Source organism: Agrobacterium sp. NPDC090283 (assembly GCF_044769685.1).
Taxonomy (GTDB): Bacteria; Pseudomonadota; Alphaproteobacteria; order Rhizobiales; family Rhizobiaceae; genus Agrobacterium.
Genome location: NZ_JBIVYG010000007.1, coordinates 258,298 through 273,275, shown reverse-complemented (window position 1 = coordinate 273,275; position 14,978 = coordinate 258,298). Strand labels below are relative to the sequence as shown.

General features: G+C 53.6%; 13 protein-coding genes. 6 read left to right on the top strand and 7 right to left on the bottom strand.

Annotated features, from left to right (window positions below; all coding sequences use genetic code 11):
* Positions 1-240 precede the first annotated feature (240 nt).
* Together ACIQUH_RS13280 and ACIQUH_RS13275 are read left to right on the top strand one after the other, a co-directional pair.
* The gene (locus ACIQUH_RS13280; protein WP_400815680.1) at positions 241-651 is read left to right on the top strand and encodes an Imm63 family immunity protein; all 411 of its coding nucleotides are present in this window, start codon (positions 241-243) and stop codon (positions 649-651) included.
* A gap of 352 nt (positions 652-1,003) precedes the next feature.
* On the top strand, positions 1,004-1,462 hold the full coding sequence (locus tag ACIQUH_RS13275) for a hypothetical protein (RefSeq protein ID WP_400815678.1): 459 nt from the start codon (positions 1,004-1,006) through the stop codon (positions 1,460-1,462).
* Positions 1,463-1,593: 131 nt separating this feature from the next.
* On the opposite strand, the gene ACIQUH_RS13270 is transcribed toward ACIQUH_RS13275, so the two are convergent.
* The gene (locus ACIQUH_RS13270; RefSeq protein ID WP_400815675.1) at positions 1,594-2,649 is read right to left on the bottom strand and encodes an aldo/keto reductase; all 1,056 of its coding nucleotides are present in this window, start codon (positions 2,647-2,649) and stop codon (positions 1,594-1,596) included.
* 165 nt (positions 2,650-2,814) lie between these two features.
* Here ACIQUH_RS13270 and ACIQUH_RS13265 point away from each other — a divergent pair, with 165 nt between their 5' ends.
* Positions 2,815-3,720 (top strand): LysR family transcriptional regulator, encoded by a 906-nt coding sequence (locus tag ACIQUH_RS13265; protein ID WP_400815673.1) that lies wholly within the window; start codon positions 2,815-2,817, stop codon positions 3,718-3,720.
* A gap of 79 nt (positions 3,721-3,799) precedes the next feature.
* Here the strand turns inward: ACIQUH_RS13265 and ACIQUH_RS13260 are convergent, their stop codons facing one another.
* Positions 3,800-4,585 (bottom strand): 2-keto-4-pentenoate hydratase, encoded by a 786-nt coding sequence (locus ACIQUH_RS13260; protein WP_400815671.1) that lies wholly within the window; start codon positions 4,583-4,585, stop codon positions 3,800-3,802.
* Between the two features lie 283 nt (positions 4,586-4,868).
* Between ACIQUH_RS13260 and ACIQUH_RS13255 the strand changes: the two genes are divergently transcribed.
* Together ACIQUH_RS13255 and ACIQUH_RS13250 are read left to right on the top strand one after the other, a co-directional pair.
* The gene (locus ACIQUH_RS13255; protein WP_400815668.1) at positions 4,869-6,053 is read left to right on the top strand and encodes an AGE family epimerase/isomerase; all 1,185 of its coding nucleotides are present in this window, start codon (positions 4,869-4,871) and stop codon (positions 6,051-6,053) included.
* Between the two features lie 150 nt (positions 6,054-6,203).
* Positions 6,204-7,490 carry a glycosyltransferase family 4 protein gene (locus tag ACIQUH_RS13250; protein WP_400815665.1) on the top strand — a complete coding sequence of 429 codons (1,287 nt, stop codon included), beginning with the start codon at positions 6,204-6,206 and terminating at the stop codon, positions 7,488-7,490.
* 230 nt (positions 7,491-7,720) lie between these two features.
* Here the strand turns inward: ACIQUH_RS13250 and ACIQUH_RS13245 are convergent, their stop codons facing one another.
* The 5 genes from ACIQUH_RS13245 to ACIQUH_RS13225 form a co-directional block, all read right to left on the bottom strand.
* Positions 7,721-9,655: a hypothetical protein gene (locus tag ACIQUH_RS13245; protein WP_400815663.1), complete on the bottom strand. Its 1,935-nt coding sequence runs from the start codon at positions 9,653-9,655 to the stop codon at positions 7,721-7,723.
* Between the two features lie 126 nt (positions 9,656-9,781).
* Positions 9,782-10,519: an SDR family oxidoreductase gene (locus tag ACIQUH_RS13240; RefSeq protein ID WP_400815660.1), complete on the bottom strand. Its 738-nt coding sequence runs from the start codon at positions 10,517-10,519 to the stop codon at positions 9,782-9,784.
* Positions 10,516-11,841: an FAD-dependent oxidoreductase gene (locus tag ACIQUH_RS13235; protein ID WP_400815658.1), complete on the bottom strand. Its 1,326-nt coding sequence runs from the start codon at positions 11,839-11,841 to the stop codon at positions 10,516-10,518. Before ACIQUH_RS13235 ends, ACIQUH_RS13240 begins: the two co-directional genes overlap by 4 nt.
* On the bottom strand, positions 11,838-12,260 hold the full coding sequence (locus tag ACIQUH_RS13230; RefSeq protein ID WP_400815656.1) for a GtrA family protein: 423 nt from the start codon (positions 12,258-12,260) through the stop codon (positions 11,838-11,840). Before ACIQUH_RS13230 ends, ACIQUH_RS13235 begins: the two co-directional genes overlap by 4 nt.
* Positions 12,257-13,687, bottom strand: a complete 1,431-nt coding sequence (locus tag ACIQUH_RS13225; protein ID WP_400815654.1) for a UbiA family prenyltransferase — start codon at positions 13,685-13,687, stop codon at positions 12,257-12,259. The genes ACIQUH_RS13230 and ACIQUH_RS13225 overlap by 4 nt, the downstream gene beginning before the upstream one ends.
* A gap of 281 nt (positions 13,688-13,968) precedes the next feature.
* Between ACIQUH_RS13225 and ACIQUH_RS13220 the strand changes: the two genes are divergently transcribed.
* The gene (locus ACIQUH_RS13220; RefSeq protein WP_111817904.1) at positions 13,969-14,949 is read left to right on the top strand and encodes an NAD-dependent epimerase/dehydratase family protein; all 981 of its coding nucleotides are present in this window, start codon (positions 13,969-13,971) and stop codon (positions 14,947-14,949) included.
* Positions 14,950-14,978: the final 29 nt, after the last annotated feature.

The window sequence follows — 14,978 nt, the reverse complement described above, 5'->3', positions numbered from 1 at the left end:
CGCTTAAACTCTTCGCTGAAATTCGATTTGCCCATGATGCTCTTCTTGCCTCAAAATTAGGAAAGAAGGTGTCTACAAATCTTGGGGCTATTCAGAATATGAAACTTCTTTCACAAGAATTCACAAAATAGCTGGTCGTACACCCAGGCACCGAAACCTAGTTCCGATAGCCGGAGCGCTGTCGGCTTGATTGTTCCTGCAGTCTGTTTTTTTTGACGAGAAAAGTTCATAAGCAAAAAAATGGAAATAACAGCTTCCGATTTATTCAAGAATATCGAAGACGAGTATATTCGTTATCGCAAGAAATGGGGACAAAACGTTGACCGTCTCCCATTTGGCAGGCGTCCAAATGGTGCTGGCGGTTACCATCTGGAAATCCATGATGACGGGAGGATGGCGCTTGTTGGAACAGATCGAGATATGGAGACGGAGAGGCGGGAGACCTGTTCAATAGACGAACTGCTGTATTGGATTTTTCAAGGTAGTGCGAATTCCAGAGCCGGGATGTACCAGCCCTCCGAGATGAAAGATCCTCGGCAGGCTTGGTTTCCCAAGGCCCTTGACGAAATCGAAAAACTCAATCCAGCCTGGCGCCACCGGTTGGAGCTTGAGCAGCAGGAGATCTTGCGAAAGCATCCGTTTTCCAATTGATAATCGGCTCACGGAGATTGAAATAAGACGAAGCAAGTCGTCATAGGGCCTTCGCAGCGTCAAATTTGGAAAGATGCGATGTCGATTGCCAGGAATAAACTTCAGTGAAAACTAAAAGATAGTCCACAGAAGGAGTAGGCGCGGGCGTTCGCCGCGCACTCGGCCGTTGCACCGGATAGCTACGGATGGATCATCCTGTCGTTCTCAGCGACATCGAGTTTTCCATTCTTATTGAGGATGTCCACGTCGTCTTCGCGTGATCGTTAGAGAGGCCACTTTTAATTAAATGACAATGTCCAAATCATTCTCAACTATTATTGTCGGTTCTCTTTTCCTGTGTGGATGCACCCCGTTGAATACAACATCTTCGGCGATCAACGGAGTGAATGATGGTTTCGTTACCACCATGTTGTCACCATACCGCAAGCTGGATGAACAATGGCGAGGCAAGCCACTTGCAGACTTTCAGAGCAGGTTCGGGGCGTCGACAGGTGAGGACAAGGAAGGGAACCGCCTGTGGTCTCGCACCATTGTCGCGCATATTCCGGGACAATACGTTGAGACAGCGGACTATATGCAAAATATGACAATTAGACGCAGGGAGTTCGTTCCGGCGCACGAGGCGCAGAAAAGTTGCGAGATCGCCGTCAAGGTGAAAGCAGGACGGATAGCAGCGATAAGCGCGGCGCGATATCGGTATTCCGACGGACAGCTATCGCCTGTCTTCAGGCATGGAATCGACGTGCCAGCGGATATTTGGCTTATAATCTTTGGACGGGCGGAACAAACCGCTGGAAGCAAGGCGGTCTGAACCTCCTTGCCGTAAGATCACCCGCCGCCAGGCAAGTCTGCCAGCCGCTCGCCCTGTCAAAAAGATGCGGGGAAGCCCGGCCGCTCAAGGCAGGGCTTGGCAGGGCCGCGTCTCTCCCTACCGCGTCCCGCTCAAAAGGACGCGTTCTGGTGCGTCACAGTCGATGGATTAAGCTGCGCAAAACCCGCCTGCCGCTGGTACGGGAAATGCGGATAGGGCGCCGTCGTCTCACTCGCCTCGTCCAGCCTTGCCACCTGCGCAGGCGTGAGTTCCCATCCCACCGCACCGAGGTTCTGGCGAAGCTGTTCCTCGTTGCGGGCGCCGATGATGACCGTGGAAACGGTGGGGCGCCGTAGCAGCCAGTTGAGTGCGACCTGCGGCACGGTCTTGCCGGTTTCTTGCGCCACGGCATCCAGCGCATCGATCACGCGGAAGAGATGCTCGTCATTCACAGGCGGCCCGAAGCTGGTGGTCTCATGCAGGCGGCTCCCTTCGGGCAACGGCGTGCCGCGGCGGATTTTCCCGGTGAGGCGTCCCCAGCCAAGCGGGCTCCAGACCATGGCGCCAAGACCCTGATCGGCGCCGAGCGGCATCAGATCCCATTCGTAGTCACGGCCAATCAGCGAATAATAGACCTGATTGACCACATAACGCGGCCAGCCATAACGATCCGCAACGGCGAGCGATTTCATGATCTGCCAGCCTGAAAAATTCGAAACGCCGGTATATCTGACCTTGCCGGAGCGGACGAGTATATCGAGCGTCGACAGCACTTCTTCAACCGGTGTGAAGGCATCGAAGGCATGGAGCTGGAGGATATCGATATAATCGGTCTTCAGCCGCAGCAGCGCATCTTCCACCGCCCGCAACAGCCGAAAACGGGAAGAGCCGGCATCGTTCGGCCCATCGCCCATCGGCAGGCTTGTCTTGGTCGAAATCAGAACGCCGTCGCGCCGACCGCTTATGGCTTCGCCGAGTACCTCTTCGGATGCGCCGTTGGAATACACATCGGCCGTATCGAACAGATTGACGCCGGCCTCCAGGCAGATATCGACAAGACGCCGGGCCTCCGTGGCATCAGACGTGCCCCAGTTGCTGAAGAGCGGGCCAGTGCCGCCGAAGGTTCCCGTGCCGAAGCTCAAGACGGGCACCTTCAGGCCGGATTTGCCGAGGGAGCGATATTCCATTGGGGCATTCCTTTCATGCTTTGTGGTCGTGCCGCGCCCTGCCGTTCATGCGTGACGGTGCGGCCGTGTCGGGCTTCTATGGCCTGACCGCACTCTGAAGGTAGACGCCATCACTCCCATGAAATAGAATGCCGAAAATACTATCACTTGTGAGATGAAGTCATCATGGCACGACTGGAGATTAATCGGGCAGGGGAGATGGAAATCTTCGTGCGGGTCGTCGAGCTCGGCGGTTTTTCCCGCGCGGCCGCGGCGGCAAACATGACGCCTTCTGCGGTGAGCAAGCTCATCGCCCGGCTGGAAAGCCGGCTTGGCGCGCGTCTCCTCAATCGCTCCACCCGCCAGCTTCAGATAACGCCGGAAGGATGCGCCTTCTATGAAAGGGCCACCCGCATCCTCGCCGATCTCGAAGAGGCAGAACGCGCCGCCGGAGAGGGCGAAAAGCCCATCGGCCGCGTGCGGATCAACACCAGCGCGTCCTATGCGACCCATATTCTCGCGCCGATCCTGCCGCGGTTTCTTGCGCTTCATCCGGGTGTTACGCTTGATATCGTCCAGACCGATCTGGTGGTCGATCTTCTTGCGGAGCGCATGGATGTTGCGGTGCGCGCCGGGCCTTTGAAAAGCTCAAGTCTCGTTGCCCGGAAGCTCGGTGAGACAAGGATGATCATTGCCGCCGCCCCGGATTATCTGGAGCGCTGCGGCGTGCCGCAAACCATTGATGATCTTGAAGTGCATAACCGCCTTGCGCTTGGATATGCCCGGTCGACCGATGGCTGGCCGCTGCGAGAGGACGGCAAGACCGTCGTCATTCCCGCAACGGGGCGTGTGCAGGTCAGTGATGGCGAAGGCCTTCGCCGTCTGGCGCTTGCCGGTGTCGGGTTGGTGCGCCTTGCTGCCTTCACCGTAAGGGAGGACATCGCCGCCGGCCGACTGGTCTCAGTGCTCGATCATCTCGATACGGGTGAAACGGAAACGTTTCACGCGGTTTATGTCGGCCAGCGCGGACCGCTGCCCTCACGCATCCGGGCGCTGCTTGATTTTCTCGGCGAATATGGGCGAGTTAAATGACCTTTCGATGGCATCGGAAGTCGTGGCGGCGATGAAGACGGTAGACGGCTGAAAAAAGAACGTCCGGCTGACCGGACGCCTATGGTCTCGGACCGGACAGCGTGAAGGCGCCAGCCGATTTCAGCGCAATGTGCGTCTCGCCGGCTAGTGTGCTCGGTATCGCGCCACAAAGGCTGCCCGTGGTTACGACATTGCCCGCCTTGAGCATTTCGCCTGTGTTGAATGCCGCATTGGCAAAGGCAACCAGCGGTGCGAGCGGATCGCCATTCGGATGTTTTACCGTAGCATCGAACAGCGATACCGACCCCTCGGTAACGGTGAGCTGCGGCAGGTTCTCGCCATTTCCGGCAAAGATGTCCACGACGGCTTTATCGACTTCCGGGCCGATGACGAAACCGTGGTTGGCGAGGCGATCCGCGAGGAAAAGAGGAAACGGCACCTGATTTTTCTCCACCAGCCTATAGCGGAGAAGTTCAGCACCAAGGTGAACCTTGTCTATAAATCCTATCAGGTCGGCCCTCGTAAGTGGCCCCGCTGCCGCCGCAGGAATATCCGCCGAAAGCGTAAAGCAGATCTCGACCTCGATGCCTTCGGTGCCGTAATGGGAAAAAGAAGCAGCATTGGCTTCATCGACCCGCACACAATCGAACATGGGCGCCCCGATGGCCTCGCCATCCGCGCGGATCGCCAGTTTCCAGCCGGCAACCGGTTCTGCCCAGCTCTCAGCAAAAGCCCGCTGGACCGCCATAGCCTCTCCAAGCGTAGCAGGAATGAGACCCTCCGCCTGCACCGCCGCCAGAGAGATCTTCGCCTCCTCGCGGCTCGCTGTGATGAAGCTTTCCGCCAGTTTTTCGATTGCCGCCATTGCGTCCATGGTCCCCGTTGTTCTCTAGCGCCAAACTGTTGTCATGATTTGGCGCTCAGTGCCAAGGCCATCAATGCCGGGTTTGACCACATTGCCAACTTTAAGGACGTGCGGCGAGGGCATTGTAGAGCCAGCACCCTGCCTCCCGTGCCGCAGGCTTTATGAGAGAGCAAATGAATAGCGTTTATGGTTGACAGCGTCACAAAACATAAATTCAAGCGTTTGCTTCTGGGTTCTCTTGGCGTATTCGTCCCTACCACGACGTAAAACAGAGAGTTGACGCATGACCTTGCCATTTCCGAGCATTTCGCAGACGCTTGCCGAAGAGATCGGAAGATTACGCAAATGGCTGGATGAGGACGCCCTGCCCCTGTGGTGGGAGGCGGGTTCGGCCCGGCCGGATGGCGGTTTTTACGAACGTCTCGGCCAGGATGCCAAACCGGTTTTTTCCGATGACCGCCGCGCCCGCGTGCAGCCGCGCCAGGCCTATTGTTTCGCCGCCGCCGGTCAGCATGGCTGGCAGGGGCCGTGGAAAGACGCGCTCCTGCATGGGCTCTCCTGGTTCGAGACGGTCTATCGCCTCGAAAACGGCCTTTACGGCAACCTTGCCGACCAGACCGGCAGGCTGATCGATCCCTCCTTCGATCTCTACAATCAGGCCTTTGCGCTGTTTGCCGCCGCACAGGCGGCGGCAAGCCTTCCCGAACGCAGGGATGAGATGCGCGGCCGGGCGCTCGATATCCTTGCCATCCTTCAGCGCGATTACAAACATCCGGTCGCCGGCTTCGAGGAAGCAAACCCGCCGCGCGCGCCGCTCTGCTCCAATCCGCACATGCATCTCTTCGAGGCGATGCTGGCCTGGGAGCAGCAGGACCCGGATGGTCCGTGGTCGGCGCTGGCCGACGAGATCGCGGGTCTTGCGCTTGAGCGCTTCATCGATGGCGGCAATGGCGGCTTGCGCGAATTCTTCGCTCATGACTGGACGCCGCATGCGAGCGACAAGGGCCGGATCATGGAACCTGGCCACCAGTTCGAATGGGCCTGGCTTCTGGTGCGCTGGGGCAGCCTGCGTGGAAACGACGAGGCGATCGACAAGGCCAAACGGCTGTTCGAGATCGGCGAGGAATACGGCATCTGCCCGCGCCGCAAGGTGGCGGTGATGAGCCTCTATGACGATTTTTCGGTGCATGACGGGTTGGCGCGGTTATGGCCGCAGACGGAATGGCTGAAGGCTGCGGTGCGGCTGGCGAGCGTCACGGGCGGTGAGGAACGGCAGCGTTACCTCGCCTCCGGTCTCAGCGCCATCGGTGCGCTGCAGCCTTTCCTCGACACGCCGGTCAAGGGCCTGTGGTTCGACAAATGGCCGGCCGACAGGCCAATGCTCGACGAACCGGCGCCGGCAAGCACGTTTTATCACATCGTCTGCGCCATCTATGAGGCGGAGGCGGTGCTGGCAGCGGGGAAATGAAAATGCTGCCGACAACCGCTGGACTTTGAATTGGCTTGTTTCATGTTATTCCCATGTTTTAAATGGGATAGTGCTTTTGCGCTGTCTGCCAGCTCAAAAGAAAAAGCTGGGGGGCATTAAAACGATGGTCACTCTTTCGAAAGGCACATAATGGCCCTTGATCTTCTGAACCATGAAGATGAGCTGAAAATTGCTAGAGAACTAAACTACCTGCTGGCTTCAAAGTATGCCCAGGAGGTAGTCAATCGTGTTGCAAATGATGTGATATCAGCGCAAATGAGTGGAGGCCGAGTTGGCGACGAAAAAGGGAAAACTGACAGAGGTGGTTTCAGGACGACACTTCGCTCCCTTAATCCTGAGCGTTTGATACGAAGAGCGATACGAAAGCGCTTTCCAAAACAGGGAATCGTATCAAGGTCCAGTGAGGCCATCGAGTGCCCTGAATATTTTCCTTTATGTGTTCAGGGTCTCAATATCCAGTATAGTACGGGTACTTTAGTTGATAGACGAGGTGTCGGTAGAGTTGCGCGTGAAATATTGAAGGAATTAATAAAGCGAGAGGTACTCGCGACGCTCGACGTTTTATCAATTCGCGAAAAACCCATTCATTTTTTTCCGTCTGTTCATTGGTGTCCCTCTGAGTTGCCTCCTCGATCCGTCGTTATGGTGCACGACGTTATTCCTTTGCTATTTGAGAGCATATTTCAAAAGTCAACAATCGGCGAATGGAAACAAAAATACATCCATACAATTAGAAACGCCGATCTTATTGTGACTGTGAGTGCAAGCAGTGCGGACGATATTTCACGGATTATCGGTATTTCGAAGGAAAAGATACATGTCGTTTATAATGGCGTCGATGTTGTAGAATGGGACGAAGACGAGAGCGTCGATTTACTTACGCCCGACGCGCCTTACTTCGTCTGTATAGGTTCTAACGATTACCATAAAAATATCGACGTCGTGATTAAGGCAATGGGCCTCAGCAATGCCCAAGACTATCATTTGGTCGTCGTCGGAAAATCTCCGAAAGGATTCTCTACGGAGTTGACCTCTAATAGCAGAGGAAAGATACATCCGGTTGGACGTCTGACGGATGGGCAGTTGGCTAGGGTATTGAGACGATCCAAGGGACTACTTTTTCCCAGTTTATATGAAGGTTTTGGCTTGCCTCCGTTAGAGGCGTTGATGCTTGAAGTTCCCTGCATCTGTAGTGCGAGACCCGCCATGACAGAATTGCTGCACGATATGGCGATTTTTTGCGATCCAGAGAAACCGCAAGACTGGGCAGATGCCATGCATCAATTGGCTAACTTTCCACCAGATTTTGAGACTAGAAGTCGAGTAGCAAGTGAACTTCGGAGCCAATTCAATTGGGCGAGATCCACAGACTTGCTTCTGTCAGTTCTTAGTAAACTCAAAGATGTTGAGCACTGAAAATATGATAGGCAGGCGGCTGGTGGCGTGGTGCGCCACCGCACGTTAGTACAACGGTCTACCTATGGCTCCATAGTGCTTTGTGACGCGGGGAGGAATATCATGCGTCCCTAGTTTGTGTAGGCTATGATGCACTTCGTGCTGGGTCTGGCGAGTTTCCTCCCTTTAATGCGGCAGAGTTGCTGCGGCCAGATTTTCGGTCGGAAAGCGACTGGGATTGCCGCGGTTGATCAATTCCCAGGCACACTCTCAGTTGCATCAGTTTTGTCGCCCTGGCCGAGTGAACGGAGCCAGACGCCCGTAATACGGATGCCGTGCAGGTTATTTCCCGAAACGCGAAACTCCCAATTGCCCTGGTGGTGCCGCTGGATGGTAAATTCAATGTCGGTCGTGGCGGGGCTGCCGCCTAGCCCGCGCTGCAGGGGGGCAGAAATAATGGAACCAGTTTGGGTATTATACACCTCCACCATGGCTTCATCGGCGTGATCGTCGAAAATTCGCATATCCATTTCGAGGCGGTATTTGCCTGGGGGTAACACCAAACCAGGGCCATACAGTTTGTGTTTCCCGCCATTGCTGGCCAAATCGAGAATAGAGGCGTTTACTTGGCCGTACCGCGTTTTCATCAGCGGCAGCATGTTTATGTCCATCATCGGTCGCAGTGCGAGACCGGCACTTTCAAGTTGAACGCGCGGCAGATGTGAGGCGAGGTAGAATGGTGTGTCAGTAATCCGATACAGCATTTCGGCCTCAAAGTTTTCCAAGTGCTGTTGTACTTTACCAAAGCGGATGCTGTTAGCATGCCAGATTAATGTTTCAGGTGCCGGTTCGTTGCCAATATCTGGATCATCGAGATCGTCTTCTTGCAGAAATGCGCGCGGCCGCAGCGACAGCATAGCTGGATCGGCTTTGATGCGTCCCAAGAGATGACGGTTTTGCACTATAGTGTCTGCTGCTTCCTCAGTAGCTCTTATTACGCCACCGTTCCAGGCAGGCAGAATGGTACTCCATGGGAAACTCATGGAAATGCCGGCAATCAAAAATATTGGAACCAATATCTTCGTGCTTGCCTGCTGACGGAGCGTGTCGGTAACCACTAGATGTGATATTTGCGGAACTCCGGTCCACCATAAAAACCAGAAAATAGCGATCTGAAAGGGAAAGGGATAATAGACGTCCATGTGGCCCGCAGCATCACTGAAGGCGGTTAAATTGAGAAGTGACCATGGAATATAGGCTACGAAACCCAAAATAGGTACAGGATTTCGCCATATGATCGTCGCAAATAAGGCGACAGCGGCGGGCTGCAGGAGGTAGAGCCGTTGTGAAAACAAGAGGGTGAGCCGCTCCTGCATCAGTGACCACGTCAGGTGGGCATAAGGTGGTACGCCTGTGTAGATGCGGGTAAAGGCGCCATCGGCTGGAAATTGCCAACTGCGGATCAGCACGGCGGCCAGCGACAGGCAGAACGCCAGCGTCAGCAGCGCCAGCACATCGCTCCCAGCTGTCACACGGCGGTTACTCCACATGGTCCAGATCCATAAAAGCCCCAGCGGCGCAACGACGTGGAAGCCCATATCTTCTCGAACCGAAAGCGCTATTAGCAAAAACAGCACCGCCAACCGCCGCTTGCCGCTGAAGAAGGCGGCGAGGCAGGCGCAAGCCATCAGTGCTCCCAACGCTTCGATATGCGGATAAGCCAAGATAAACATAGCTAGGCCATTGAAGGCGAAAGCCAGTGCCAGAAATGCCTGCCAAAGCGGTTTCTCTGCAAAACAGGGTATTCTGCGCACAGTGATCCAGGCCATTAGGCCGCTGCCACCCAGAATGACGCCTTGGAAGCTGGCAAACCATGTTATCGGTCCCCAGGGCCAGAAGAAACTCAACAGGCCGATACCATAAAGGATCGGCGACAGATGCGTGCTATAAAAAAGATTGTTGTCTATAACAGGTGGATTGGTGAGGTTGAAGTCCAGCGGGCGCCACATCAGCGCCGCGAACCAGCCGCTATCGTGCAGATAGCCGCCCGCCACATAGAAATGGTTCATCACAAAGCTGAAGCCGGCTAGAAACGGCACGAGAAAAGAAAGGGACACAGCCATGCCTTGCACCACTAGCGCGCCCTTCGGGCCGGTTGGTTCAGGTGTCTGCCAAATCATTCCCATTCGTTGCTTCTCCGTCGCCGCCCCGCGACGATCTCTCTAAAATGCCAGGCAAGGACTATGCCAGTATCGGCGTGATCAAACTAAAGTGCTTCAGTATTTGGAAGAAATGGTCTAGATATATGGTGCTTATATCTTCATCATTTTAAAAAAACGCTCCGGAATATTGCGTATGATCAACATTATCAATCGCCAGATAGAGCGTACGTAGACGATATTCTTTTTTTGTATAACGGCGCGCTCTATTGCTACTGCGACTTCAGTCGGCTCTGCTGTAAGAGCTGCGGGCAAATCCATCCCTTCTGTCATTTTGGTGGCGACAAATCCGGGTAGAACCGTAACGACATGGACCCCACGCTTGGCCAGGCGATTGCGCAAGCCGGAAAGAAACGCGGTAAAAGCAGCTTTGGCGGAACCGTAAACATAATTGGTTGCGCGACCCCGCTCCCCAGCGACGGAGCTTATCCCGACAATCGTACCCGCGGCCTGTTGTTCGAACCGATTGGCTAGAAGCGCCAGGATACTCGCCGGGCCCTCGTAGTTACTGCGCATAACGTGGCTTGCGGCGATAGGATCACGTTCGCTTTCCTCTTGTTGGCCCATCAATCCGATGGTCGATATTGCAATTTCAGGCAATCGGGGAAGACTGTTCAGGAATTCTTCGTGGGTCTCTATCGAGAGCGCGTCAAATTCATGCAACGTCACCTCGACACCATAACGAAGTTCGATATCGCGTTTCTCGACATCAAGGCCTTCGGCATTGCGCGCTGCAAGTTGGATAGCGTATCCCCCTGCAGCAAACTTATGGGCTACAGCCTTGCCAATATCTGACCGGGCGCCAATAATAAGGACAGGTGGTTTCGTCATATAGAGAGCCTTTCTGCCTGGGACGAAATAAAACGGCCTCTCCAGCCTTTCTCATCCCTATTCTGTACGAACTTTTCTGCGCGCTCATCTGAAACACGTAACGTGCGGGCCGACATGCGGCTGTCTTTTGCAAGATAGAAACGCCCACCATTTTCAATGGCAATTTCATCTAGACGATTCAGCAAAGTCAGGGTTTTCTGTGAGATCGGAAAATCAAGAGCGAGGGTGTAACCCTCCATGGGAAAGGAAAATCTGCTTTCCTGTGGACCGAGTTTCTTAAGAACAGCGAGAAAAGAGCCGGCTCCGGCAAGGGAAATGGCGTCAAGCAGGGCACAAATACCTCTTTCCGAACGATCAAGAGGTAAGACACATTGAAACTGCGCGAACCCGTTCCGACCATAAATCCGGTTCCAGCCAAGTATGGTATCGAGAGGGTAAAAATATGAATCGCAATCGACCAGGGATTCTCCAGCTTTTCTGGCGCCATTTTTGTAATATAGCTGATTGAATAAGCTCACGCTTACTCGATTCAATATGCCGCTCGGCATGGTGATTGGAAATCTTACTTGACGTTTCTCTGGTTGTTCAAATGGTTCGCCGATATGCTTTGCCGGAAGGTCGGATATAGACGCATGTTCACCCAACATAATCAGGGAGCGCCCCAGGTTCTTTCCCCGTCCGAGGCAATCGATCCAAGCAACCGAGTAAGTGGCATCCTTGTATTTTTCGAAGACTTCCATTGCCGCTTGCAGGTTCGGAGCAGGGACGGTTGTTTGCCGGACCCACGAAGTCCCGACGCGTCTAAGTCGGAAGGCGGCGCGTAGAATGATGCCGGTCAACCCCATGCCGCCCAACGTATATTCGAAGAGATCAATGTTCATCTCCCGGGAGCATCGGGTAATTTCCCCGTTGACATCTAGGACATCTATCCAGTCGACACACGTTCGAAAACTACCCTCCTTGTGGTGGTTTTTACCGTGGACATCCGCGGCAATCATGCCGCCTAGGGTAACGAATTTCGTTCCTGGGGTGACCATGGGAAACCAACCCTTGGGTAAAAATGTTTTGATGATGTCGCCCAACAATACGCCGGCCTCGGCGACTAGCTGACCAGTCTTGGGGTCGAAAGAAACCATGTGGTTAAAATATTTCATTGAAATAGTGCTGAATGGATTAATCGCACTGTCACCATAGGCGCGGCCGTTGCCACGGGCTATGACGCTGTGCCTGGAAGTGACTAAGCCAAGCAGTGTTTCCACATCACGCGGAAAATGAAGTTGGGTATCTATCGACGGATATCGACCCCAGCCAGATATTTTCATAACGTGATCTCTTTGCGCTTGTCGTTAAAAACAAACCGCTTGTCGAGATTGTATTTAACAACATATCCGATGGCCAACCCAATAATGGCGCCTGCTTCTCGCATGAGATCGGTTTGCCAGATTAGCCAAAATACCGTTTCGGCTGTCCAGAATATCAGAGTGGTAAAAATGCCCATCAGGGTATAAAGCGAGAATTTTCGGGTGTTGTTTTTCAGTCCCGCATCTTGGTCATAAAATATCCACTGCTTGTCGAGCGCATATTTTATTACGAGACCTACGATTGTTCCCATTCCGATTGCTGCGATAAAGTGGACTTTGGTACTTCCAGCCTGAAGAACAAATCTTTGTGTCGCAAGATTTGCTAAAGTGGCGATAACCGCAAATATCGAATATCGAAAAGTCAGAACGCCGAGTGTCACAACAATGCACCTCCCAGTGTGAAGGCTAGGATTATCAGTGCGCATATTTGACTCGTGCCATCTTTGGCCGCGTAGACAACTGGATCGTCATGCATCAAACCACGGTGTGCCATCATCACGGCACGGGTGATCCAATATAATATAATCGCGCAAACGCCCCAAAGCGCCTCCGGACGCGCGTATAGCTGCACCACAGCGGGAGAATTGACATAAAGTGTCATCACGAGCACGGAAACATAGCCAGCGGCAATTGCAATCATTGAAATTATAGGCAAATCATCGACATGATAACCTCTGCCGCTCGGTTTCAGATCGCCCCGCTCTGCGCTGTCGATTAACTCCGCCTGTCTTTTGATAGCTGCTAAAGATAGGAAAAAGAAAACAGAAAAAGCCAGCAGCCAGATTGATATGTCAATCGATGTCGCTACAGAGCCGGCAAACATCCTTACCGTATAAAGTGCGGCAAGCATGCAGATGTCAAGGATGATCAACCGCTTCAGATAAAGCGAATAGGCGGTTGTCAGCAGATAGTAGCCAACCATGACTACCAGAAATTTCCAGCTTATCAAAATTGCGAGAAGAGAGCCGAAACCTACAAGTGCTCCCGCCATTAGCGTGCCGTGCGCGATGGGAACAGCGCCTGCGGCAAATGGTCGGTTTCGTTTTCGCGGATGTGCTCTATCTGCAGAAAGATCAAGCAGATCGTTCAGGATATATACGCCTGATGCTATCAGACTAAAACACACAAAAGCCGTCATCGATAAAACGATGGTTCCTCCATCGAATTGATGCGCGGCAAGCAGTGGTACGAATACGAGAAGGTTCTTTAGCCACTGGTGAGGCCGGAGCGCCTTGATGTAAGGTCTAAAGTTATCTTTCTCGCTTTGGAGATGCTCGACTGTATCGCAGAGAGCGTCGACTTTCGTGCGTACTTTCCTCGGTACATCCACCGTAATTGCTTTTTCTGCACGCTCCCATACAGGCAAATCGGCGGCGGCGTCGCCCATGTACAAGAAACCGTTTTCACCGAAACGCTCTTCCAAAAATGCGGCTTTCGTGGCGCCTTTCAGGTTTCGCGTGCCGTCGGAGCCGTGAACCTCATCAAAGATACCGAGGTGGTCCGCTATTCCTTGCGCAATCTGCTGATCAGAAGCGGTGACGAGAGCGGTACGCCCACCTGCGCTTCTCCATTTTTCGATATAGGCAAGCACCTTGGTGTTGTAAGGAAGCACCTGAGCGTCGACGACTGCCGCGCAGGCGAGGTGACGTTTCAGGTGAGCGCGTCCGCGTGGCAGCGCCGATATTGTGCTGAAAAGACAGCGCCAGTCTGAGCCGAAAGCCGACCAGAAGTTTTCGTACAACATGTCTGTGCGGAGAAGGGTTCCGTCCAGATCAACGACGAGGATTTTTCGAGTATCGAAATTCAACGGTTCATCGCTCTTTTGTCATGCGTTTTTATCATGGCGGAGTTCAGATAGGCAAAGGCACTATCCTGCAGTTGTTCGGCCGCATATGCCGCGGAGTCTCGCTATGCTTTTTAGCGCGTCCTAACGTATAGGGGGAGGTCACGCAATCGATTGATGGCCGATTAGCGCAGAAACATTCTGAAAAGATCGGAAATAATTCGAAACCTATTGAAAACTTCCAGCATAATCTGATAGCTGCTGCCGGCGCATAATTACGGATTTTTCTTGTTGGGAAGAGACACATGAAAACGGCACTCGTCTGCGGAGCAGGTGGATTTATTGGCGCACATCTGGTTAAGCGCTTGAAACGTGAAGGTTTTTGGGTGAGGGGTGTAGACCTCAAGTTCCCAGAATATGCCGCAACAGAGGCTGACGATTTCGTTATTGCAGACTTGCGTGAGCAGTCCAATTGTCGCGCGGTGATTGATCGCAGGTTTGATGAGGTATACCAGCTAGCTGCTGATATGGGTGGTGCGGGATATATTTTTACGGGCGAGAACGATGCCGATATCATGCACAATTCGGCTACCATCAATCTCAATGTCTTGGATGCCTGCTACCGTCGCAACATAAAGCGGGTCTTTTACAGCTCTTCGGCCTGTATGTATCCCGAGCATAACCAGACCGATCCCAATGCTCCCGTGACGCGGGAAGATAGTGCCTATCCCGCAAATCCAGACAGTGAATATGGTTGGGAAAAGCTGTTTTCCGAGCGACTTTATCTCGCTTACAACCGCAATCACGGGATGGAATGCCGTGTCGCGCGTTATCACAATATTTTTGGCCCGGAAGGATCCTGGGTCGGCGGACGTGAGAAGGCGCCGGCTGCGCTCTGCCGCAAAGTCGCCGAGGCTGAAGCCGGTGGAGCGATCGAAATTTGGGGCGATGGTCTGCAAACTCGATCGTTTCTATTCGTCGATGAATGCCTCGAGGCTACTTTGCGTTTGACGCGGTGCGAAACCTTTGCCGGTCCGGTGAATATTGGATCGGAAGAGATGGTTTCGATCAATGAACTCGCCAGGATTACCATGCGAGTGGCTGGCAAGGATCTCGAAATTCGTAATATTCCAGGCCCGCAGGGTGTCCGTGGACGCAATTCCCACAATGACCTCATTCGGGAAAAGCTGGGTTGGGAGCCAAGTCTAACGCTTGAGCAGGGGTTGGCTCGTACCTATCCTTGGATTGCTCGTCAGGCCGAGCTTGCACGTGGAAAAAACAAGTGACGGCCAGTGGCCTGATCCCTAGCGAGATA